Annotated in this window: 15 protein-coding genes and 1 pseudogene; 11 read left to right on the top strand and 5 right to left on the bottom strand. The window is 40.9% G+C overall.

All coding sequences use genetic code 11. The annotated features are described in order from the left end of the window. Positions 1-7 precede the first annotated feature (7 nt). Together MW695_RS01035 and MW695_RS01040 are read left to right on the top strand one after the other, a co-directional pair. Positions 8-2,119 carry a glycoside hydrolase family 52 protein gene (locus MW695_RS01035; protein WP_247101884.1) on the top strand — a complete coding sequence of 704 codons (2,112 nt, stop codon included), beginning with the start codon at positions 8-10 and terminating at the stop codon, positions 2,117-2,119. Between the two features lie 96 nt (positions 2,120-2,215). Further along, on the top strand, positions 2,216-2,623 hold the full coding sequence (locus tag MW695_RS01040) for a VOC family protein (RefSeq protein ID WP_306421053.1): 408 nt from the start codon (positions 2,216-2,218) through the stop codon (positions 2,621-2,623). Positions 2,624-2,672: 49 nt separating this feature from the next. Here MW695_RS01040 and MW695_RS01045 read toward each other — a convergent pair whose 3' ends face one another. Then, on the bottom strand, positions 2,673-3,071 hold the full coding sequence (locus MW695_RS01045; RefSeq protein ID WP_247101887.1) for a hypothetical protein: 399 nt from the start codon (positions 3,069-3,071) through the stop codon (positions 2,673-2,675). A 317-nt stretch (positions 3,072-3,388) separates the two neighbouring features. On the opposite strand from MW695_RS01045, the gene MW695_RS01050 reads away from it, so the two are divergent. After that, the gene (locus MW695_RS01050; RefSeq protein WP_306421054.1) at positions 3,389-6,304 is read left to right on the top strand and encodes a LamG-like jellyroll fold domain-containing protein; all 2,916 of its coding nucleotides are present in this window, start codon (positions 3,389-3,391) and stop codon (positions 6,302-6,304) included. A gap of 249 nt (positions 6,305-6,553) precedes the next feature. On the opposite strand, the gene MW695_RS01055 is transcribed toward MW695_RS01050, so the two are convergent. After that, positions 6,554-8,086, bottom strand: coding sequence for an FAD-dependent oxidoreductase (locus MW695_RS01055; RefSeq protein ID WP_247101890.1), 1,533 nt, complete (start codon positions 8,084-8,086; stop codon positions 6,554-6,556). A gap of 239 nt (positions 8,087-8,325) precedes the next feature. Here MW695_RS01055 and cshA point away from each other — a divergent pair, with 239 nt between their 5' ends. Further along, the gene (cshA, locus tag MW695_RS01060; RefSeq protein ID WP_247101893.1) at positions 8,326-9,804 is read left to right on the top strand and encodes a degradosome RNA helicase CshA; all 1,479 of its coding nucleotides are present in this window, start codon (positions 8,326-8,328) and stop codon (positions 9,802-9,804) included. 574 nt (positions 9,805-10,378) lie between these two features. Beyond that, positions 10,379-11,737, top strand: a complete 1,359-nt coding sequence (gene glnA, locus MW695_RS01065) for a type I glutamate--ammonia ligase (protein ID WP_247101896.1) — start codon at positions 10,379-10,381, stop codon at positions 11,735-11,737. 74 nt (positions 11,738-11,811) lie between these two features. On the opposite strand, the gene rarD is transcribed toward glnA, so the two are convergent. Next, complete coding sequence (rarD, locus tag MW695_RS01070; protein WP_247101909.1) at positions 11,812-12,765, bottom strand: EamA family transporter RarD; 954 nt, start codon at positions 12,763-12,765, stop codon at positions 11,812-11,814. Positions 12,766-12,929: 164 nt separating this feature from the next. Between rarD and pgmB the strand changes: the two genes are divergently transcribed. Beyond that, complete coding sequence (gene pgmB / locus MW695_RS01075; protein ID WP_247101922.1) at positions 12,930-13,610, top strand: beta-phosphoglucomutase; 681 nt, start codon at positions 12,930-12,932, stop codon at positions 13,608-13,610. Further along, positions 13,603-14,283 (top strand): uracil-DNA glycosylase, encoded by a 681-nt coding sequence (locus tag MW695_RS01080; protein ID WP_247101925.1) that lies wholly within the window; start codon positions 13,603-13,605, stop codon positions 14,281-14,283. Before pgmB ends, MW695_RS01080 begins: the two co-directional genes overlap by 8 nt. Before the next feature lie 385 nt (positions 14,284-14,668). Here MW695_RS01080 and MW695_RS01085 read toward each other — a convergent pair whose 3' ends face one another. Further along, positions 14,669-16,879: a sensor histidine kinase gene (locus MW695_RS01085; RefSeq protein ID WP_247101933.1), complete on the bottom strand. Its 2,211-nt coding sequence runs from the start codon at positions 16,877-16,879 to the stop codon at positions 14,669-14,671. Continuing rightward, entirely contained in the window at positions 16,857-17,549 is a 693-nt protein-coding gene (locus MW695_RS01090; protein WP_247101935.1) for a response regulator transcription factor, read from the bottom strand. The genes MW695_RS01085 and MW695_RS01090 overlap by 23 nt, the downstream gene beginning before the upstream one ends. Before the next feature lie 404 nt (positions 17,550-17,953). Between MW695_RS01090 and MW695_RS01095 the strand changes: the two genes are divergently transcribed. The 4 genes and pseudogenes from MW695_RS01095 to MW695_RS01110 all read left to right on the top strand — a co-directional run. Next, on the top strand, positions 17,954-19,222 hold the full coding sequence (locus MW695_RS01095; protein WP_247101938.1) for an ammonium transporter: 1,269 nt from the start codon (positions 17,954-17,956) through the stop codon (positions 19,220-19,222). A 1-nt stretch (position 19,223) separates the two neighbouring features. Next, positions 19,224-20,228 carry a DUF294 nucleotidyltransferase-like domain-containing protein gene (locus MW695_RS01100; protein WP_247101942.1) on the top strand — a complete coding sequence of 335 codons (1,005 nt, stop codon included), beginning with the start codon at positions 19,224-19,226 and terminating at the stop codon, positions 20,226-20,228. Then, positions 20,225-20,962, top strand: a complete 738-nt coding sequence (locus MW695_RS01105; RefSeq protein ID WP_247101944.1) for an exonuclease domain-containing protein — start codon at positions 20,225-20,227, stop codon at positions 20,960-20,962. Before MW695_RS01100 ends, MW695_RS01105 begins: the two co-directional genes overlap by 4 nt. 31 nt (positions 20,963-20,993) lie before the next feature. Continuing rightward, positions 20,994-21,233, top strand: a pseudogene (locus tag MW695_RS01110) (MerR family transcriptional regulator); the annotation flags it as partial. Positions 21,234-21,301 lie beyond the last annotated feature (68 nt).

Consider the following 21,301-nt stretch of genomic DNA (forward strand, 5'->3'; position numbering starts at 1 on the left):
AATACGAATGAGAGAAAATCTATTTTACAATGCGCACCACTCACCAATTGGAGCATTTGCTAGTTTTACTCTTGGTTTTAAAGGGGCGAAAGGTGGATTAGGGCTGGAGCTTGATAAGCCGGCAAATGAAAATGTGTACATTGGATTAGAAAGTAGAGAAACGGGTTATTATGAAGCGTTGCCGTTCTTTGGGGATAATGCAGAGGACTTAGCAAGATTTGCGGTGGGGAACGGTGAAGCAAGCGGAGGAGAACAATTGATTCGTCACTTTGTTGATGATGAGATTAATAGAGAGCTCAAGCTGGGTACGGATACGTGGAAAGCTGGAGATTTAGAGTTTACAATCTATAATCCAGTTCGATCGGTGCCTGATCCAGCAGAAGCATCAGCAGGTGAGTTGAAAGACGCCATTTTGCCAGCGGTTTTCGTCAAGATGACGATTGATAATACGAGTAGTGATAAGGAAAGAAGAGCTTTCTTTGGTTATCAAGGTAATGATCCATATACGGCAATGCGCCGATTAGAGGATACGAATGAAGGTGAATTTGTTGGTGTTGGTCAAGGGAGACAGACGGCGATCGTGTCGAAAGAGGAAGGCGTAGGGGCTGGACAAGCCTTTTCGATTGAAAAGCTTTTAACGGTTGACCACGATGTGAATTATGGCTTTGGTTTAGGGCGTGTTGGTGGATTGTTAATGAAAGTACCTCCACGAACGAAGAAGGAATACACGTTTGCCGTGTGCTTTTATAAAGGAGGTTGGGTGACAACAGGAATTGACACACGCTATACGTATACTCGCTTTTTCTCCTCAATTGAAGATGTGTCAGCATATGCCCTTTCACATTTTGATAGACTCACATTAATATGTGAAAAAAGGAATCAATTGATTGAAAAGGAACATCTTTCTGAAGAACAACAATTTATGCTTGCTCATGCGATAAAAAGCTACTATGGGAACACCCAGCTTTTAGATGATCGTCAAGGGAATCCAATTTGGGTTGTGAATGAAGGCGAGTATCGTATGATGAATACATTTGATTTAACCGTCGATCAATTGTTCTTTGAATTGAAAATGAACCCGTGGACCGTGAGAAATGAGCTAGAGCTGTTTATCGATCGTTATAGTTATTATGATGAAGTAAAATTTCCAAATGGGGGAGAACGTTATTCTGGTGGAGTTAGCTTCACCCATGATATGGGGGTGGCCAACTCGTTTTCAAGGCCGGGACATTCATCTTATGAGGTAGCGGGCATTGATGGTTGCTTTTCATATATGACGCATGAACAATTGATTAATTTTCTCTGCTGTGTGACGGTGTATGTAGAGCAGACAGGGGATGAGACATTTCTTGAGAAGCATAAGGGCTTAATGAAGGAAGCTTTTACGAGCATGCTTCACCGTGATCATCCGGATCCGCATAAGCGAAATGGAATTATGGGTTTGGATAGCTTAAGAACAGCAGAGGGTGCGGAAATTACGACATATGATAGTCTAGATGTTTCGCTAGGGCAAGCTCGAAATAACAGCTATATCGCCTCTAAATGCTGGGGGATGTATGTTACGCTTGAGAAGTTATTTAAGCAACTCGGTGAAGGTGACTTATCTGAACAAGCGCAAATTCAAGCGAAAAAGTGTGCAACCATGCTAACCAATCAAATGACTAATGAAGGCTATATTCCTGGGGTTATTTTAGAAGGAAATGAATCGAGGATTATTCCTGCCATTGAAGGATTGATTTTCCCATATTTTACAGGCTGTGAACAGGCTCTTAGTCAAGAAGGGCCATACGCTTATTACATCAAAGCACTTATCAAACATATTCATACGGTGCTAAAGCCGGGAGTTTGTTTGTTCGAGGATGGGGGTTGGAAGCTATCATCGACAAGTGACAATTCATGGTTAAGTAAAATTTATCTATGCCAATTTATCTATCGTCACATTCTCGGTCAAGAGTGGGATGAAGCAGGTCGTACAGCGGATCGAGCACATGTGAAGTGGCTGAAGCATCCTGAATTATCTTACTGGAGCTGGAGTGATCAAATTATTGCGGGGGAGATAGCGGCAAGTCGTTATTATCCACGTGGGGTAACGAGTATTTTATGGTTACTTGAGGAATAGAAGTTGCTAGGGCTAAGGATCGCTAATCGATTTTTGGCCTTTTTTTGTGCTCGAATTTAATTGTATAATTAAAGATATGAAAATCATATAGAAAGGATGAAGAAGTTGATCCGAATTAAACAGCTTCATCACGTTAGCCTTGTATGTCGCGATTTACAGCGATCAGTCGTATTCTACCGTGATATGATTGGTTTGGAACAAATAGAACGTCCTGATTTTGACTTTGAGGGGGCTTGGTTTGCACTAGGGGCAGGGCAGCTTCATCTCATTGTTGATGAGGCACGTATTCCGAACAATCCGTTAGAACCGCATTCACGAAATCCCCACTTTGCTATTCGTGTAGAGGATTACAATGAAACGGTAAAGTGGCTGAAAGAGAATGAAATTGAGATGATAGAGAAGCCTCATAGTAAAAGTGGCTTCGCACAAATTTTCTGTCAAGATCCAGATGGTTACTTGATTGAACTACATGTACCACAAGAGGAGCTTCGTAAATCGTTATAATTGTTAGCGCTTGATGACCACACAATGGCATCCGAGCGCTTCTTTTTTATCATTCTTTCGTTGAAAACCACCCCACTTGTTTAACTGTATCCTCGTTTTTCACCAAATAATAATAGGTTACTTCAGGTTCGTCTTCAAACGTCACTCTGATGTAGTATGGGTTTAAATGTTTATAACCTTCCTCTCGATGTGGCACAGTTGTGATTGTCCACTTTTGTTGTGGATGTTGCTCGATCAAATAATTTTCTAGAAATACTATTTGTTTGTTTACTTGTGAATCAATCCAATATGGGCGTGCGAAAAAAAAGAGTGTATACAGGCAAAGGATGATGGTGATTAAGAGCAAGCCCATCTTTAGCCTTTTTTTCTTCAAAAAACGGGAGACAATTATGATGATTCCAATGATAAGTCCGACAATAATGAATTCAATCCAAATGGTAGGGTGCATAAGCTCGCCTTCTTTTAAAGAAAAAGTATTTGCTCTATTTTAGCATAAGAGTGAAGGATAAGAATGAAAATTAGGACAAAAGTATGATTAAGAACGGAGAACAGACTCTTGAGATTCTAAAAGTTTTATAGTAATGTTAATTTTGAAGTGAATATTTCATTCATTTATTAATATTAATAAATGTACATCTTATTAATGGAGGTGCGAATTAACTGAGGAATTGTAAGCGTTTGCTTTTGTAGTTAAAAGCAAATAAGTAAGAAACAACATGATGAAGCTCCGATGAATCAACATATTATGGAGAGGGGTTAAAAAAATTGAAACGAAAAATAGTCAAAAAAAGTGTTCTTTTGTTGTTAATGTTTTTATTAATCATACCTAGTTATTCATTTGCGAATGATTCAAGTGGGGAGCGGGAGATCCCGCAATTTAATGAGGCATCTGCACATGACCCGTCGATTATTAAGGTAGGCGATACGTATTATGCGTTTGGAACTCATATTGATGCTGCTAAATCACCTGATTTAATGAGGTGGGAAAACTTCACAAATGGGTATACGACACCGAATAATACGTTATTTGGCGATTTGTCAGAGAACTTAGCCGGTTCATTTGAATGGGCTGGAGAAGATGATGCGGATAGTGCCGGTGGCTTTGCGGTATGGGCGCCAGAGGTAATCTGGAATGAGCATTATGTTCATGAAGACGGTTCAACAGGCGCTTATATGATGTATTATAGTGCGTCTTCTACTTATATTCGCTCAGCGATTGGCTATGCAGTAGCGAAGGATATTGAAGGACCTTATGAGTATGTTGATACGATCATGTATTCAGGGTTCTTTGATCATGAAGCTTATGATAATAATAGCTCAGTAAATAAAGAATGGACTAATACGAATATACCTGAATTGATTGAGCAAGGTGTATTCGATGAGAAAAATGAGGACTGGTTTACCGAGGATGGACGTTATAATTATAACTTGTATACAAACGCCATTGATGCGAATCTCTTTTTTGATGAAGACGGTAAGCTTTGGATGACATATGGCTCTTGGGCTGGAGGTATCTTCATTTTAGAGGTGGACAAGCAGACGGGGCAGCCAATTTACCCCGGCGAAGATGGTGTGACGGAAGATGGCCGGATGATTGATCGTTACTTTGGAACGAAAATTTCTGGCGGGTATGGCCGTTCAGGAGAAGGGCCTTATGCTGTGTATGATGAAGAGACAGGTTACTACTTTCTATATGTAACATATGGCTGGCTCGGAGCGGATGGTGGATATCATATGCGCCAGTTCAGAGCAGAAAGTCCCGAAGGTCCGTATGTAGACGCTGCTGGAGTGGAGGCGGTATTACCAGATGAATTAGATGATGGAGTACCAGCTAACAGAGGGGAATCATTTGAGCATGCAGGTCACGGAAATAAACTAACAGGTAACTTTATATTTAAACGAGATTTAGGTGAGCCAGGAACAGGGATTGGTGTTGGCTACATGTCCCCTGGGCATAACTCTTATTATATTGATGATGAGACGGGGAAAGAGTTCAATGTGTTTCATGCGCGCTTCCCTGAATCAGGTGAAATGCATCAAATTCGCGTTCATCAAATGGTTAAAAATAGTGAGCAATGGCCAGTAATTACGCCACATCGCTATGCAGGTGAATCGGTTGATGCGGTGACATCTGATGAGGTGTCAGGAGCGTACAAATATATTAATCATGGAAAGGATATTTCTGCTGAGTTAGTTGAATCGACTTGGGTGAATCTTGAAGAGAATGGTACGATTACGGGTGCTGTTGAAGGAACATGGGAGCTTTATGACGACTACCGTGTCTCGTTAACGATCGAAGGAGAAGCTTCTAGCTTCGACGGTGTCTTCCTTGAACAATGGGATGAAGTTTCAGAAAGCTGGGTTATGACGTTTAGTGCGTTATCTTCAGACGGAGTGACTGTTTGGGGTAGTAAAGCAGAGAGTGGCTCTGATGAGGATGTACTATCTTCTATTAAAGAGGAACTCAACGTACTCATTCCGGAAACGGTAATCAGTCATTTAACGTTGCCGACTGAAGCGGTTCGTGGTGCACAAATCGAATGGGCTTCATCAAATGAAGAGGTTATTTCAACTGAGGGTCATGTGAATCGACCAGAAATAGGTGATGAGTCAGTTGAATTAACTGCGACGATTTCATTAAATGATGAGGTAGCCGAATGGAGCTCGACGGTGACGGTTTTGGCTGAAACAGAAGGACGATTAGCGGCCTACTATGATTTCGATGGTCAATTAAGTGACTTAACTGGCAACTTTGAAGACGGTACGGTAACGGGAGATCGATTGAATAATGAGGGTGGTCAGATTACGTATGAGGAAGGGGTTGTAGGAGACGCCGCTTACTTTGATGGAGAATCGGGTATTCGATTGCCAAATGGGTTAATTTCGAGTAGTGCTTATTCTGTTTCCTTTTGGCTAAATCCTGAGGAGTTAACTGATTTTACGACAACCTTCTTTGGAGCACGTACAGAGAATAATTGGGTGAGCCTTGTTCCGCGTGGTCCAGTTGGTGGTGAAACGATGATTTGGTCTGGCGGCTCCACCTTCTATGACGCTCCATCAGGAACGACGATTGAAACTGGAGAATGGACGCATGTTACGTTCACCGTTGAGGATGGTACGATTACGATATACTTGAATGGAGAGCCGGTCTTTACTGGAGATGACTTCCCGAATGTCTTTACAACGACAGATGCGGAATTTGCTCTCGGTGTGAACTATTGGGATATTCCTTACCAAGGATTAATGGATGAATTGATCATTTTCGACGGTTCTGCATTAACGGCGGAAGTGGTTGAAGAGCTTTTTGAAAATCCAGGAAGCTTGCGTCCAAGCGATGAAGAGCCCGAAGAACCAATAGAAGAAGATCCTAATGGCGAGGGGACAGAACCTGAAGGAGATGGTGGCGATCCAGAAGGGGAGGAACCGAAACCTGAGGATAATGGAAAGGATCCTAATGGGGACAAGATTGGAAATGGTGACGGTGTTTCTGATGATGATAACGATGAGAAGGTAACGAATGATGATGAAAAAGAAGAGCAGTTAGGGAAAGATGGTAGTGATGGTGAACGATTACCAGAAACAGCTACAAATGCTTTCAATGCGCTTCTAATCGGGGCGTTGCTTCTAATCATGGGGATGCTTGTATTTATGATCAGACGAAAAGCATCAGTGAATGAGTAATAGGTTGAGGTGTTCTCTCTGTTGAACAGAGGGAACGCCTTTTTTAAATCTGTTATTTTGGAGAATTGAATGATCATGGTATAGAGGTTGCTAGTGGCATAGAGCTGAATAAAAATTATTAAACTGCACAGAATGAATTCGTTTCCGTAGAAGGGTAAACAAGAAACACAGAGACTTATCAACTCTGTGTTTCTTGACGTTTTCTTTGACTTGAGTGCGCGATTAAAGTAGGTAAATACTCAGCTTTACTTACTCCAATTTCTTTAAAGGCTTTTTTGCAGGTCCTTCTAGCACATCGCCAGTGTAGGAAAATCTTGAGCCGTGACATGGGCAGTCCCAGCTATGCTCGCCGTCATTCCAATGAAGCTCACAGCCCATATGTGTGCACGTTGTATCGATGACATGGAGCTGTCCTTGCTCATCTCGGTAAGCACCAGCTCGTTTTCCCTCTACAGAAACGACAGCTCCTTCTCCTACATGCACATCCTCAGGCTGTCGATTCTCTTGATCGAGCTTGCCTTTTAAAAGCTGTTTGGCTACATCGGCATTTTGTGTTATAAATTGCCGCAAGCTAGGGTGTGACGCGAAGCGTGATGGTCGGAATAGAGCTTCATAACGATTTTCGCGCTTCATAACCAAATCTGTTAATAGCAGGGCGGCGGCAGTACCGTTTGTCATGCCCCACTTTCGATAGCCTGTTGCAACAAAGACGTTCGGATATCCACGAGAGATTCGCCCTATGTAAGGAATCTTATCAAGTGTTGTTAAATCTTGCGCTGACCATTTGTACGAAAGCTCAAACTCTGAAAACAATTCATTCGCAAATTGCTCTAATGCTTCATAATGGAAAGCCGTATCAACTTCTTGCCCGGTTTTGTGTGATTCTCCACTAATGATCGCTAGCTTTCGGTTGTCGACCATCGTGTAGCGTATTGAACGAGTTGGAGAATCAATGCTGTAATACATTCCATTTGGACATTCGTCATCAGGAACATATCCTGCGATGACATATGAACGATCAGCATACATTCGTGAAAAGTATAATCCATTTCCATCGATACACGGGAAATGAGAAGCAATAATGACATTGTCAGCAGAGACTAAATGATCTGTAGTCGTGTGAACGGTTTGCTTCTTTCCTTTTTTAACATCGTTCACGACGGTCTGTTCATACATATGAACACCTAATGATTGGCACTTTTCAACGAGTTGATTAATATATTCAATTGGATGAAACTGCGCTTGCTGTTCCATCTTAAGTGCCGCTTTAACGGGTATGTTGTTTAATGGTAATGTATCGAGCCATTCGCTGTTTACGCCCATTTGTTTATAGGCTTCAAATTCCCTTTCGAGCTTACTGACGCCACGATTCATCGTCGTGTAGAGTATGGCATCTTCCTTTGTGAAATGGCAGCTAATCGCTTCATTAGTAATGAGCTCTTCGATAAAATGTAGAGCTTCGCTTTCAGCTTCATAATACAAACGAGCGGTATCAACGTCAAAATGTGAGCGTAACTCATCATAGATAAGGCCGTGCTGAGCGGTAATCTTTGCTGTTGTATGACCTGTTGTTCCATTAGCTAGTTCACTTGCTTCAAGTAGAGCGACTTTCTTTCCTTCTTTCGCTAAAAGGTAAGCACTCGTCAAACCTGTCATTCCTCCGCCTACAATGGCTACGTCGACATCGAGGTCTTCGTTTAAGGATGGAAAGGAAGGTATAGAAGTTGATGCGTGCCAATAAGGATCTGGTGAAAGTTGTTCAAGTGAATGAGATATCTTCATTATAGTGACCTCCAACTAATTCTTTTTCCTATCTTTACTGTTCCCTCTTACAACATTTCCATGTATAAAAACGTGTTAGTCGAACAATAAATAATGATGTAAGGGTAAAGGGAGGGAGGTAATATAAATAAGAAGAAAAAATAAATTGTATCTTGTTCTAGGAAGTGGTATGATTAGAGATGTTTTCTAAATAGTAGTGTATAGCTATTATTAATACAAATTTAAAGGAGATTATTTATTTGGCAACTTTTTATGATTTTGAGTTAGACCATAGAGTCGTTCGTGCATTAACAGATATGGGTTTTAGTGAAGCGACTCCTATTCAAACAGCAACCATCCCTAAAGCACTTGAGGGAAAAGACATTATTGGGCAAGCCCAAACAGGAACAGGTAAAACAGGAGCCTTCGGTATTCCTTTAATCCATCGTATTGATGTTGGTGAAGAGCATGTTCAAGCACTTATCCTTGCCCCTACACGAGAGCTTGCGAATCAGGTCGCAGAGTCCCTCGTTTCATTTGGTAAGCATAAAGGCGTTCGTACGGTTGTCGTGTATGGTGGCCAGGACATGCGTAAGCAAATTCGCGATTTGAAGCGAAAGCCGCATATTGTCGTGGCAACACCAGGTCGTTTAATGGACCATATGAGAAGAAAGACGGTCCGTTTACAGCAGGTGGATACGGTTATTCTTGATGAAGCAGATGAAATGTTAAATATGGGCTTCATTGAAGATATTGAAACGATTTTGAAGGAAGTCCCGACAGAGAGACAGACGTTGCTTTTCTCTGCTACGATGCCAAAGCGAATTGAGAAGCTTGCACAGCAATTTATGAGCAATCCTGAGACCATTGCAGTGAAGGCAAAAGAAGTGACGATGGAAAACATTGAACAAGGCTATGTTGAAGTTCATGAGAAAGAGAAGTTCGATGTGTTTACTCGTATGCTTGATATCAATAATCCTGAACTAGCAATTGTGTTTGGTCGGACGAAAAGACGTGTCGACGAATTAGCGGAAGCGTTAGGGAAACGTGGTTATCGTGCAGAAGGCATTCATGGTGATTTAAATCAAGCTAAGCGTGATAGTGTTTTGCGCAAGTTTAAGCTTGGATACATTGATGTACTAGTTGCTACAGATGTTGCTGCTCGTGGCTTAGATATTAGCGGTGTCACACATGTGTATAACTTTGATTTACCACAAGATCCTGAAAGCTATGTTCATCGTATCGGAAGAACGGGACGTGCAGGGAAATCGGGTGTAGCTATTACATTTGCTACTCCACGTGAGATGGATCATGTAAAAGTGATAGAGAAGATGTCGAAGAAGAAGATGACAAAGCTTCATAAGCCGACACATGATGAAGCCGTTGCGGGTCAGCAGGAAATCGCGATAGCAGAAATACGAAAAGCGATTAATGATGTTGACAGTGATGCGTATCGTGCAGTCGCAAAAAGCTTATTGCAAGAAACCGACGCAACAACCGCTCTAGCTGCTGCACTAAAGCTATTAACGAAAGAGCCGGATGCCACTCCGGTGAATTTAACAGCTGAAGCGCCATTACGAGTGAAGAAGCGTCGTGACGGTGGTGGTGGCGGTGGTAAACCGTATCGTGGTCGTCGAGATGATCGTCGTCGTTCTAATTCACGCAAGGATGATCGCGGGAATAGAAGACAAAGTGGAAGCCGACCAAATAAAAAGCGTACCTATTCTAAAAATGCATAACAATGTATGAACATACATGACAATTGTTAAGGAATTGTTTAATGATTATAAAGAAATGGTTGATTGGCTTGTCAGCAATGAGGGATCTTGCTACATTATAAGTGCAAGTGTTATCCCCTTACCCTTTTATTGGAATGCTGCAATAACCAGCAGACCACACAGTAGTTCATTCTATTGTGAGTTAGCTATCCGATCCGTTTAAAGGCGGGTCGAATAGCTCTTTTTTTTAACAGAAACGAAACGATGCTTTATTTTATGCTGAGAAATGATGTCAGATTTAGCCATCATTTAACATGTAAGTGTTGATATTGCGCTGTTTTCTTATAAAAAGCCTCCCTCTCCGTTCACATTTCGTTCACAATTAATTTCCCTCCTTTGTAAGCTCTTACATCCTTGCTGCTTTCAAAAAAATCCTCATTTAATGAATTCAGAATATTTTCATTGTATAGACAGTTGAATAATATTTGTTTGTCAGATTATCTGACATACCCGTTGCGCGGAAGTCGAGAAAATCATAAAGTAGACGTAACAAAACGATGTCACAAAACATTACATGAAAAGGAAGTGTTAGAGGATGGCAGTATCTACACCGACAAGAGAGAGTTTAATTGAGTCTATTAAGGAGACAATTAAAGAGAAGCATGTTGAGCTTTTACACGTACAATTCGTTGATATCGAAGGAACGTTAAAGAATGTTACGGTTACTTCTGATCAGATTGACCAAGTAGTTGAAGGGAAAACAATGTTTGATGGTTCTTCTATAACTGGTTTCACACCTATTAACCAATCAGACTTATATTTAGATCCAGATTTAACATCATTTGCAGTACTACCTTGGACAGAGCAAGATGGTTATTCTGAAGCTCGTTTCTTATGTAGTGTAAAGAAGCCTGATGGTTCTGACTTTGAAGGGGACCCGCGTAACGTACTAAAAAAAACAGTAGAGCGTGCTAAAGATCACGGTTATTCCATTAGCGTAGGTCCTGAGCTTGAGTTCTTCTTATTCGAAACAGATGAGTATGGTCAACCAACTATGCGTACACAAGACGTTGGTGGTTACTTTGAAACATCACCGAAGGATTACGGTGAAAAGGTTCGTCTTGAAATCTATAAAGCTTTGAAAATGATGGGCTTCACGATTGAAGCATCTCACCACGAAGTTGCGATTGGTCAGCATGAAATTAACTTCAAGTATTCGGATGCATTAGGTTCTGCTGATGCAGCAACAACTTACAAGTGGGTTGTTAAAACAGTTGCGCAACAATTTGGTTACCATGCGACATTTATGCCTAAGCCGCTTTCTGGTGAAAACGGAAGTGGAATGCACACAAACGTTTCTCTATTTAATATCGAGAAGCAAGAGAATGCCTTTTATGATGAGTCTGATAAGCTAGGATTATCTGAAACAGCTTACCAATTTATCGCTGGTTTAATGACGCATGTTAAAGATTTTGTTGCAGTTACAAATCCACTAGTTAACTCTTACAAGCGTCTAGTGCCTGGTTATGAAGCACCTTGCTACATTGCTTGGTCTGCATCAAACCGTTCAGCGTTAATTCGTATCCCGGCTACTCGTGGAGCAGGAACTCGTGTTGAGATCCGTTGTCCAGATCCAGCTGCGAACCCGTATTTCGCATTTGCAGTCGTAGCTTCTGCTGGGTTAGATGGAGTGGAGCGCAAGTTAGACGTATCCTCTTCAACAGATGCTGATATTTTCAGCATGAGTCAAGAGGAAGTCGACGCTCGTGGCATTGAGAATCTTCCTACAAGCTTAGAGGCTGCAGTAGAGCGATTTGCTAACGGAGAAATCGGACCTAAGACATTAGGTGAGCATGCGTTTGGTGAGTATGTTGCACTTAAGCGTGCTGAGTGTGATGACTATCGCCTTGCCGTAACAGATTGGGAAGTAGCAACATATCAAGCTAAGTTTTAATGATAATGAAAGAGAGTGGCCATTGTGTCACTCTCTTTTTTGCTTTCCGGTTAGACAACATTGCACAGGGCTATTTAAGAAAGGCGTTGTGCTTTCTTCTTGTGTGAGTTTATTTTTGGTTTATGAAATAGACGTGTAAACAGAGCTGTTTTTGATGTTGTAAAGATCAACAAACCAATCCATATGAAGATAAAAGAAATAAATTGAACAAGGCTAAACGGTTCGTTGTAAAGAAAGATACCGAGTAAGAGCATTATCGTTGGTCCGATATATTGTAAGAAACCAATGAGAGATAATGAAATTCTCCTTGCGCTAATTGCGAAAAGTAATAACGGTATGGCCGTAACGGCTCCTGCCCCGATTAACAGTCTACTCATTGTTAAATCTTCTATTGTGAAAGCTTGGCTATATGTCGGTTGACGATAAAGCCAGATGATGAATATTAGGGCAAAGGGCGTCATTAAGAGCGTCTCGATAGTCAGTCCGACCATTGCTCCAACTTGAACGAGCTTCTTCATTAGACCGTAAATTCCAAACGATAAAGCAAGCACGAAGGCCACCCATGGAACGACACCATAATAGCTTGTCATAATTGTAACGCCAATAAAAGCAAACCCGACGGCGTACATTTGATAACGTGTAAAACGCTCCTTCAGAAATAGAAAGGAAAGAATAACATTTAATAAAGGATTAATATAATAACCGAGACTTGCTTCGATGACACGGTCATGGCTAACAGCCCAGATAAACACAAACCAGTTCAATGAAATGAAGCATGAAGCGAGTATCATCCCGATTGCTGGTTTCCAGTTTGAGAATATACGCTTTAATTCGGCTAAACCTACTCGTAATTGTCGTTTCCATGTTAAGATAAGGAGCATGAAGAGAAGGGACCAAATGATTCGGTGTGCTAGTACTTCTGCTGCTGAAACGGGTTCAAGTAGCTTCCAGTAAAGTGGGAGAACCCCCCATAAAATATAGGCGAAGATTGCTGCGAGTATCCCTGTTTTGTAATCAGATTGAGTCATGATGTATTCGTCCTCTCGTGAACGACCCGTCAAAGTGTGGGTTTTTTATTTTTCGCAATAGTAAAAGGGTGTGCTCGTTCTAATTGAGGCGCTATTGCTGAAACTATTGTACACAAATAATAACAAAATAACGATAACAACGACTTGGTAAAAAGGAGTAGAACATGAAGAAAATAAAGGCAGTTATATTTGATATGGACGGAGTGATTTCAAATACGATTCCGCTTCACTATATTGTGAATAAACGTGTAGCGGATCAGCTAGGGATAGAGTATAGCCATGAATGGAATATGAGTATGCAAGGCTTAAGTCGTACGGATACAGTGAAAGAACTCGTCGCTGCATCGGGAAAGAAGGTCACGCAGAAAGAGTTTGAAGAGCTGTGTGAACAAAAAAATAAACACTATAGGAGGTTATTAGAAGAATTGACTGAGGGTGATGCAAAGCCTGGTATACGTTCCTTTATCGAGCAGTTAAGTGAGCTTGGTCTTCCACTAGTTGTTGCTTCAGCAAGTCGAAATGCCCCTTTTGTATTAACGCAGCTGAAGCTAAAAGACTACTTCAAGGACATTGTTGATGTGACAACGTTAAAGCGCGGGAAGCCTGATCCGGAAATTTTTTTGAAGGCGGCTAATTTAGCAGGAGTGAAGTCAGGTGAATGTGTCGCGATTGAAGACGGAGCACCAGGGTTAAAGGCGATCCTCAAAACAGATATGTATGCGGTTGGAGTCGGTGATTATGATTATTTAAAGGAAGCAGATGCTCATTTTCGTTCAACGGAGGCCATGACCGTTTCGGCGTTAGAGGAGCATTTAAATCAAAAGGGATGGACGTTATATGAATAAATGGGTTGGTATCGAGAATGATTGGCGTGAAGTGCTGGCTGAAGAGCTAAGGAAGCCTTATATGAAAGAATTGCAAATGTTTCTAGAGCAAGAATACGAAAACCATACCGTCTATCCGAACTCTAATGATCTGTTTCAAGCGTTGAAGCAAACCGCTTATCATGAAACGAAGGTAGTCATTTTAGGACAGGACCCCTATCATCAACCAGGTCAAGCACATGGCTTGAGCTTTTCTGTACGAAAGGGTGTTAAGCTACCTCCGTCACTGCGAAATATTTTCAAAGAATTAGAAGCGGATGTTGGATGTTCAGCGCCTAGTAATGGAGATCTGACTTATTGGGCGCAGCAGGGTGTCCTACTATTGAATACCGTCTTAACCGTTAGAGAGGGAGAGCCTCAATCTCATCAAGGGAAAGGCTGGGAGAGATTTACCGATGCGATGATTCAATCCTTTAATAACAGGGAAGTGCCGGTCATTTATGTACTATGGGGGAAATCAGCTGCGACGAAGCAAGCGATTATTGCCCCACATCACGATGTGTTAATAGCTCCTCATCCTAGTCCATTGTCTGCTAGAAGAGGCTTCTTTGGAAGTAAGCCTTTCTCAAAGATCAATCAATTATTAAGGGCACGTGGAGAAGAGGAGATTAACTGGGAATTTCCAAATGAATAGATGGTAAAGGGTGTCCAATTAAGAAAAGATTGTTGAGCCGTTTTTTTATAGAATTAGAATCTATAAGTAATTCTCCATTTTAGTCGCTCCCGATAAACGGCAGAGGGATGGGTGGAGACGGATGCAAAGGTTAAGTGCTGTATGTGGTTCCTCATTCCTCTATTTCGGCTTTTATTGCTTATTTTGGCCTCATTTAGCTCAAATAGCGGAATGAGGATTCCTTTTTCTTCTCAGGAAGCGGGATTTCTCCGATTTAGCGGAATGAGGATTCCCTTTGTTCTTTGTGAAGGTATTCGCAGGATTCGTTGGGCGCGCTCGTTAGCTCATAAACACTTGAACCCGTGAAACGGCTCCGCATATTAGAAAAGACGCTAACGCGTTTTTCTTATAGGACAACAATAACTTTAAAGAGATCTCCATCAACCTCAATATCTAATTGACCTCCGTGCAAATCAACAATAGACTTAGCGATAGCTAGCCCAAGACCAGACCCTTCTGTATGTCGAGATGTATCCCCTCGTTTAAAGCGTTCGAACAATTCATCGACACTTCCGCCTAGTTCGTATTTTGTGACATTTTTAAAAATGATCACAGCCGTTTCCTTCTTTTGTTCAATTGAAATATATACTCTAGTATGCTCGAGTGAATAGTTAAAAATATTCCCGATTACATTATCGAACATTCTCCATATTTTCTGGCCGTCCACATTTGCATAAATCGGTGTATCAGGTGTAGAAATACGGAACTGCAGACTTGATTCATTCATAGCCTCATTATATTCCGCAAGAGCCTGTTGGAGTAGTTGAACGAGGTCTACCTGTTTCTTTACTAACTCGATATTTCCACTGGCCATTTTGGATGCTTCAAATAAATCATCGATTAACACCTTTAATCGTTTCGATTTGCGGTCAATAATTTCAGTGTATGCCTCACGGTCATCCTTATTAAGGTCAGCCGATTTTAGTAATTCAACGTACGTGATAATGGAAGTTAAGGGTGTACGCAAATCATGACTGACATTAGAGATAAGCTCTGTTTTTAAACGTTCACTTTTTGCTTGCTCTCGTTGAGAAGTTTTCACACCAGACTTAAGAGTATTAATGTGCCGCGCATGCTTAGCAAGCATCGATTTTCCCTTTTCAGGAAGGTTGGATTCAAGCCGTCCATTTGCTAGCGCCTCAGTATGCTTCACAATTCGATTGAAGAAACCAATTTGTTTAAATAGAAGAAATAGCACTGGGAGTCCAATGATGACAAAACCGATCCCATATGGAATGATAAGGAAGGACTCCATAAATACAAGTGAGAACGCTAATCCAAACCCGAATGTAATAGCGAGTAATAGAATCACTTTCGTTGCCAGATGTCTGTTGGCAAAAGCATCCTGTAACGTTAACCAGCCTCTATATAGTAATGCTTTTTCCCATTTTTCTTTTCTTTTAAATGGATCTTTCATAAAATCTTTTAGTAACACAGCTTGAACTAGTGTACCTGCCACAAAAAAAGTGTTTAGCAATAAATATTTTATCCCTCTCGACAGAAACGAATAGAATTGATTCATTAAGTCATAAGGTGAAAAAATGGTTTGAGTAATACTACTAGCGGCTACGATCGCAAAAAATCCAAATAATAATAATTGAATATCGATTGGCAAGCGATCATGATAGCCTTTTAGGCGAGATAGGTCGATGGAATGAATAGGATTCCGTCTTCGATATATAAAATAAGCAGCAAATAAAGCTGAAAATCCTAGTGCTCCCAGTGTTAAATAATAAATTCTCCATTTTTGGTAGCTTTCAAAGTGGGACTGTATGATGCTATTGCTCTGTAGTGATTGAGGGACGGCAATTTTCCCTTCGAATTCTCGATTTGGTAGCTCTATAACACTCATATCGATATCGTAATATACATCTGCTATACCATAATGTGTCGTAGATAAATAACGATTATTAGATGAAGGGTAATGTTCGATATAATGCATATCATTCGCATTAAAGAAGCTATTCATCTCATCTGGAACTAGCTCAATATTCGTAAACACTTCCCCTGACTGAATATCGGTTAAATAATAGTGAAAGCTAGATGATAGGGTGTCAAATTCTGAGCGATTATTTTCTAATTGTCGATAATAGTCATCAATGATTTGTTCCTTTTCTTTAATAACCTTTTCCCTAACGTAATCATCATTTGAGAAATTGCTAGAGATATCCTCTATTTTTCTTTCTCTTTCCTCTATCAATGCATCTGCTACGGTTTGGTTGTCGTTGTCAAGTGCCTCTGTAATTCGGCTCTCGTATTGATCATGTATACTAGCGAGTTGCGTAGAAAGATCTCCATAGCGATAACGATACTCTTCTATTTCATCGTTGGTTACTGTAATGAGGGCTTTCACTTGCTCTTTTGGTAATTGATTTAATTCATAAATACTGAGTTTCGTAATGAAATCTTCGAAATGATGATCAAATTCCGCCGTATTAAAATAGTTCTTCATATAATAAGGTCCATGCGTAACTAGGGTGACGACACCATTAAGACCAAAAGTTAGTAAAAGAAACCAGCTCACGACGAGTAATCTATTTTTCCATTTTGTATCCAATTCCCCATACCACCTTTAAATATCTCGGATTTTTCGGATCGATTTCAATTTTTTCTCGTATCTTTCGAATATGAACGGCGACTGTATTCTCGGCATTATAGCTTGGTTCATTCCACACTCGTTCGTAAATATCGTTAATTGAAAATACACGTCCTGCATTTCTCATTAATAATTCGACAATTTTAAATTCAATCGGTGTTAGCTTGACAATTTCTCCATGCGCTTTCACTTCTTTAGCCTCTGGGTCAAGTGTTAATCCAGATAAATCAATGACTTTATTTGTTCCTTCGTATGTACCAAGGGTGACATATCTCCTTAATTGTGATTTCACTCGAGCGATTAATTCGAGTGGGTTAAAGGGCTTTGTTACATAATCATCAGCTCCAACTTGCAAGCCTAAGATTTTATCCGTATCCTCACCCTTTGCACTTAAGATAATAATGGGAATATTCTTCTGTTCTCTAATTTTAAATGTTGTGGCGATCCCATCAAGCCGTGGCATCATGACGTCTAAGACGATCAAGTGTATCGTGTGCTCATTTAATTTTTCTAACGCTTCAATTCCGTCCTGAGCCTGTAGGACCTCATTTCCTTCGTTTTTCAAATAGATTTCAATAGCCTCTCGAATTTCCTTGTCGTCATCAACGACTAAAATGGTAAATGAATTCATCGTTTTCCTCCTCTCAACTATCCTTTCGATCATATTTGCTACTGGATTACCTTTATGTTAAACGACAAAACTTAATATTTACTGCTGTTAAATCTTAAGATTTCCTTAATTTCATTTGCTACATACGGAAACGCTTCAAGTGACGAAGAACAATACTCTGAGTTACCGCAAATGAGGACACTGTATTATAGCATTGTTTTCTACACATCTAACTCTTTACTCTAAGCCAATGATGATAGAAATGAAAGAAAGGGGAGTGGGAAATCTTCTCAAATCGAATTACTGTGTCAGATAAACTGACAACATTGTAGAAGCGATATGTGAGGTACGTATAATAAGAGTTAACAAATGATGTTAGCTTCTTTAACGCTGACTCGTTTTTAATTTTGAGAGGAGAGAATATCATGCCAGAAATAGCACTTATGGATAATTTATGGGTCATGATTTGTGCAGTATTAGTTTTGTTTATGCAAGGGGGATTTATTTTACTTGAAGCAGGTTCGACTCGAATGAAAAATGCGGGTCACATTGCTGGAAAGACAATTTTCACAGTTGGTATAGCATCCTTGGTATATTGGGCAGTCGGTTGGGGATTTGCCTACGGTGAAGGGAACTTATTCATAGGATTATCTGATTTCTTCTACGGTGACTTCGCAACAGCAGAGGAAGGATTAGTCGGTTCAGTTGATTTCTTCTTCCAAATGATGTTTGCGGCGATCGCTTTAACGATTGCGTTTGGTGGTTTTGCTGAGCGTGCGAAATTATCTGTATATATTATCTTTGCAGTCTTATTCTCAGCGTTAGTGTATCCGATCGTTTCACACTGGATTTGGGGTGATGGTTGGTTAGCAGAGCTTGGTAAGCAAGATTTCGCTGGTTCGACAGTTGTTCACTTAACAGGTGCGATGGCAGCCTTAGCAGCTACGATTCTATTAAAGCCTCGTCTTGGTAAGTTTAACAAAGATGGCTCTTCGAATGATTTAGCTGGTCACAACCAAGTGTATACAGCATTAGGTGTTATGATTCTTTGGGTAGGTTGGTTTGGATTTAATGCTGGTAGTACGTTAGAGGTTGATGGTGCGTTCTTTGGTTATGTTGCTCTTAACACACAATTAGCAGCAGGTGCAGGTGCGGTTGCAGCGATGTTCATTATATGGGCTGTTTCCGGTAAGGCAGATGTACCTACAATGTTAAATGGGGCGTTAGCAGGTTTAGTTGCGATTACAGCATCTTGTGCGTTCGTTGCTCCTTGGGCGGCAGTTGTTATTGGTTTAATTGCAGGTCTAATCGTTTATGCAAGTATGAGATTCTTTGATAAAGCGAAAATCGACGATCCGATCTTTGCCTTATCTGTCCACGGTGTTGCAGGTATTTGGGGTACAATTTCAACAGGTTTCTTTGCTACTCAAGAGTTAGCTGATCTGGTTGGTGGTCGCGCTGGTTTATTCTATGGTGGTGGCTTCACACAATTAGGTGTTCAAATTGTCAGTGTTGTAGCTTGTGGTCTCTTCGCATTCATTGCTTCTTACATTTTGCTTAAGATTACTGGAGCTCTTACTGGTGGATTACGAGTATCTGAAGAGGAAGAAATTGTCGGTCTTGACTTAAGTGAGCATGGTAGCTATGGTTACCCAGAAAATATGCCTGGTCAAGGTACGAACACAGGCGCGTAATATGAGTGAGATGTCTGAGGGTTTACAACGTGATTGGAATCAGCATTTAAAAGAGCTTCTAGATGAACGAATGAAGGTTATCCATGATTACACACATACCTCAGCTTCTTTACAACGAAGTCATGATTTGATTATGAAGAAAGCGGTCAGTCTCGCGCTTAAAAGGACAGAAGGTGAGTGGGGAGAGAGTCCCACTCACTTTACGTTCTTTCTTATGGGCAGTGGAGCAAGGCTAGAGCAAGCCTTTTGGAGTGATCAGGATCATGGCATCATTTATGAAGGAGAGAGTGAGAGGCATCGAGATTATTTTGTACTACTAGGTCAAAACATCGTCGATGCACTTAGTCAAGTAGGGTATGAGCCGTGTGATGGCAACGTGATGGCCTCTAATAGGAAATGGTGTATGTCGCTTGATGAATGGAAGATGCAATTGACTGGTTGGTTGAAGGAGAATAGATGGGAGTCACTCAGGTATACGCTAACATTCTTTGATTCTCGTGTATTGACCGGCGAAGAAAAGCTGTTATATGAGTTGAAAGGGTACCTCTTTTCCTGTATAGAGGAGCATCCATATTTATTAAAGCGATTTACGGAAAATACAGGTCGACTTCGCAAAGGAACTGGATTATTCAATCAATTGTTAGTTGAAACGAAAGGGAAGCATCAAGGGTTGTTTGACTTAAAGCAAATTGTCCTTTTCCCTTATGTGAATGGAATGCGATTGCTTGCATTAAAGCATCAGATTTATGAACCGTCTACTCTTGAACGGTTTGAGCAGCTGCCGGAAGTTCATCAAGCTATTAAGCATAAGCAAAAATCGTATGAAAGGTTGTTAGAAAAAAGAATCGAATGGACAAAAAATGTACAGGAATACGATCGAGTGCATCATTTATCATTGAAGGATATAAGTGCAGAGGATCAAAAGCAATTGAAGGAATGGGTTAGAGAAGGTCACCGGTTGTATCGAGAAATCGAAAGGGCATTTAAAGAGGGTGAATGGACATGATGAACAACATGGTTCAACTAGTGAAGCAACTATCTGGCAAGCTAAGTCCAAGCGTGTATACGTCCTTGCAGCAGCAATCCGCTGCTGCGAGGCATTCACAATTACGACAAATACAGCGAGAGTTGAAAAAAGACGACGTGTTAGAGCGCCCTCTTTCTGAACTGCCATTTGTCATCTTTGACTTTGAGACGAGTGGCTTTTCGCCTGATAAAGGAGACAGTATCTTATCAATTGGTGCTGTTAAAATGAAGGGTGATGAAATCCTTGAGAAGGAAACGTTCTACTCAACGGTGTATAGTGAAAATCCTTCGGAAGAAGTTCTTCAATTAACAGGGCTAACGAAAGAGGAGCTGATCGATTCAAAGCCGTTGTCGGATGTGTTGCCTACATTTTATGAATATATAGGTAAGTCCACACTGGTTGCTCATCACGCTAGTCATGAAAAGCGATTTATGTCGCACGCTACATGGCAATTGTTACGTACGACCTTTGTCCATCGAATTTTGGATACATCTTTTTTAACGAAGGTCGTCCATCCTTCGTTAAAGCTGGTGACATTAGATGAATGTTGTCGTCACTACCAAATTCCCATTCACGTACGCCACCATGCAATGGAAGATGCACTTGTCACCGCGAAGCTATGGCAAAAGAATATACGTCTTGCTAAAGAGTTAGGGTATGAAACGTTGCAGGAGGTTTATACGTATTTGGCTCGCCAACAACGATCAACATGATTGGATGAACGACAGGAAGGAGAGGGCAGGAGTGAAGTCAGAAATTCCACGCAAGCAAGCATGTTTACCCATCCGAGTTGTGATGGATATGACCAACTTAACTGCCCGACAAATTCGGTACTACGAGGAGCAAGGGTTGGTTAAGCCAGTCCGTAATGATGGGAACCAACGGATGTTTTCGTTAGAGGACATCGAGACGCTCCTGGAAGTAAAAGCTTTAATTAAACAAGGGGTGAATATTGCCGGTATTAAGGCGATCTTTGCATCAAGGGGTCAGGAACATGCCTGATCCTTTTTTGTGTGTTATTCTATGAGGAGAATTGATTGAAAGAGAGGGCC

Origin of the sequence: Halalkalibacter sp. APA_J-10(15), assembly GCF_023017105.1 — a bacterium.
Classification (GTDB): domain Bacteria; phylum Bacillota; class Bacilli; order Bacillales; family Bacillaceae_D; genus Halalkalibacter.

Bases quoted from the DNA above. Each gene is read 5' to 3' on its own strand.
- MW695_RS01035 (WP_247101884.1), top strand. From the start codon at position 8: ATGAGAGAAAATCTATTTTACAATGCGCACCACTCACCAATTGGAGCA.
- MW695_RS01040 (WP_306421053.1), top strand. From the start codon at position 2,216: ATGAAGAAGTTGATCCGAATTAAACAGCTTCATCACGTTAGCCTTGTA.
- MW695_RS01045 (WP_247101887.1), bottom strand. From the start codon at position 3,071: ATGCACCCTACCATTTGGATTGAATTCATTATTGTCGGACTTATCATT.
- MW695_RS01055 (WP_247101890.1), bottom strand. From the start codon at position 8,086: ATGAAGATATCTCATTCACTTGAACAACTTTCACCAGATCCTTATTGG.
- glnA (WP_247101896.1), top strand. From the start codon at position 10,379: ATGGCAGTATCTACACCGACAAGAGAGAGTTTAATTGAGTCTATTAAG.
- rarD (WP_247101909.1), bottom strand. From the start codon at position 12,765: ATGACTCAATCTGATTACAAAACAGGGATACTCGCAGCAATCTTCGCC.
- pgmB (WP_247101922.1), top strand. From the start codon at position 12,930: ATGAAGAAAATAAAGGCAGTTATATTTGATATGGACGGAGTGATTTCA.
- MW695_RS01080 (WP_247101925.1), top strand. From the start codon at position 13,603: ATGAATAAATGGGTTGGTATCGAGAATGATTGGCGTGAAGTGCTGGCT.
- MW695_RS01090 (WP_247101935.1), bottom strand. From the start codon at position 17,549: ATGAATTCATTTACCATTTTAGTCGTTGATGACGACAAGGAAATTCGA.
- MW695_RS01095 (WP_247101938.1), top strand. From the start codon at position 17,954: ATGCCAGAAATAGCACTTATGGATAATTTATGGGTCATGATTTGTGCA.
- MW695_RS01100 (WP_247101942.1), top strand. From the start codon at position 19,224: ATGAGTGAGATGTCTGAGGGTTTACAACGTGATTGGAATCAGCATTTA.
- MW695_RS01105 (WP_247101944.1), top strand. From the start codon at position 20,225: ATGATGAACAACATGGTTCAACTAGTGAAGCAACTATCTGGCAAGCTA.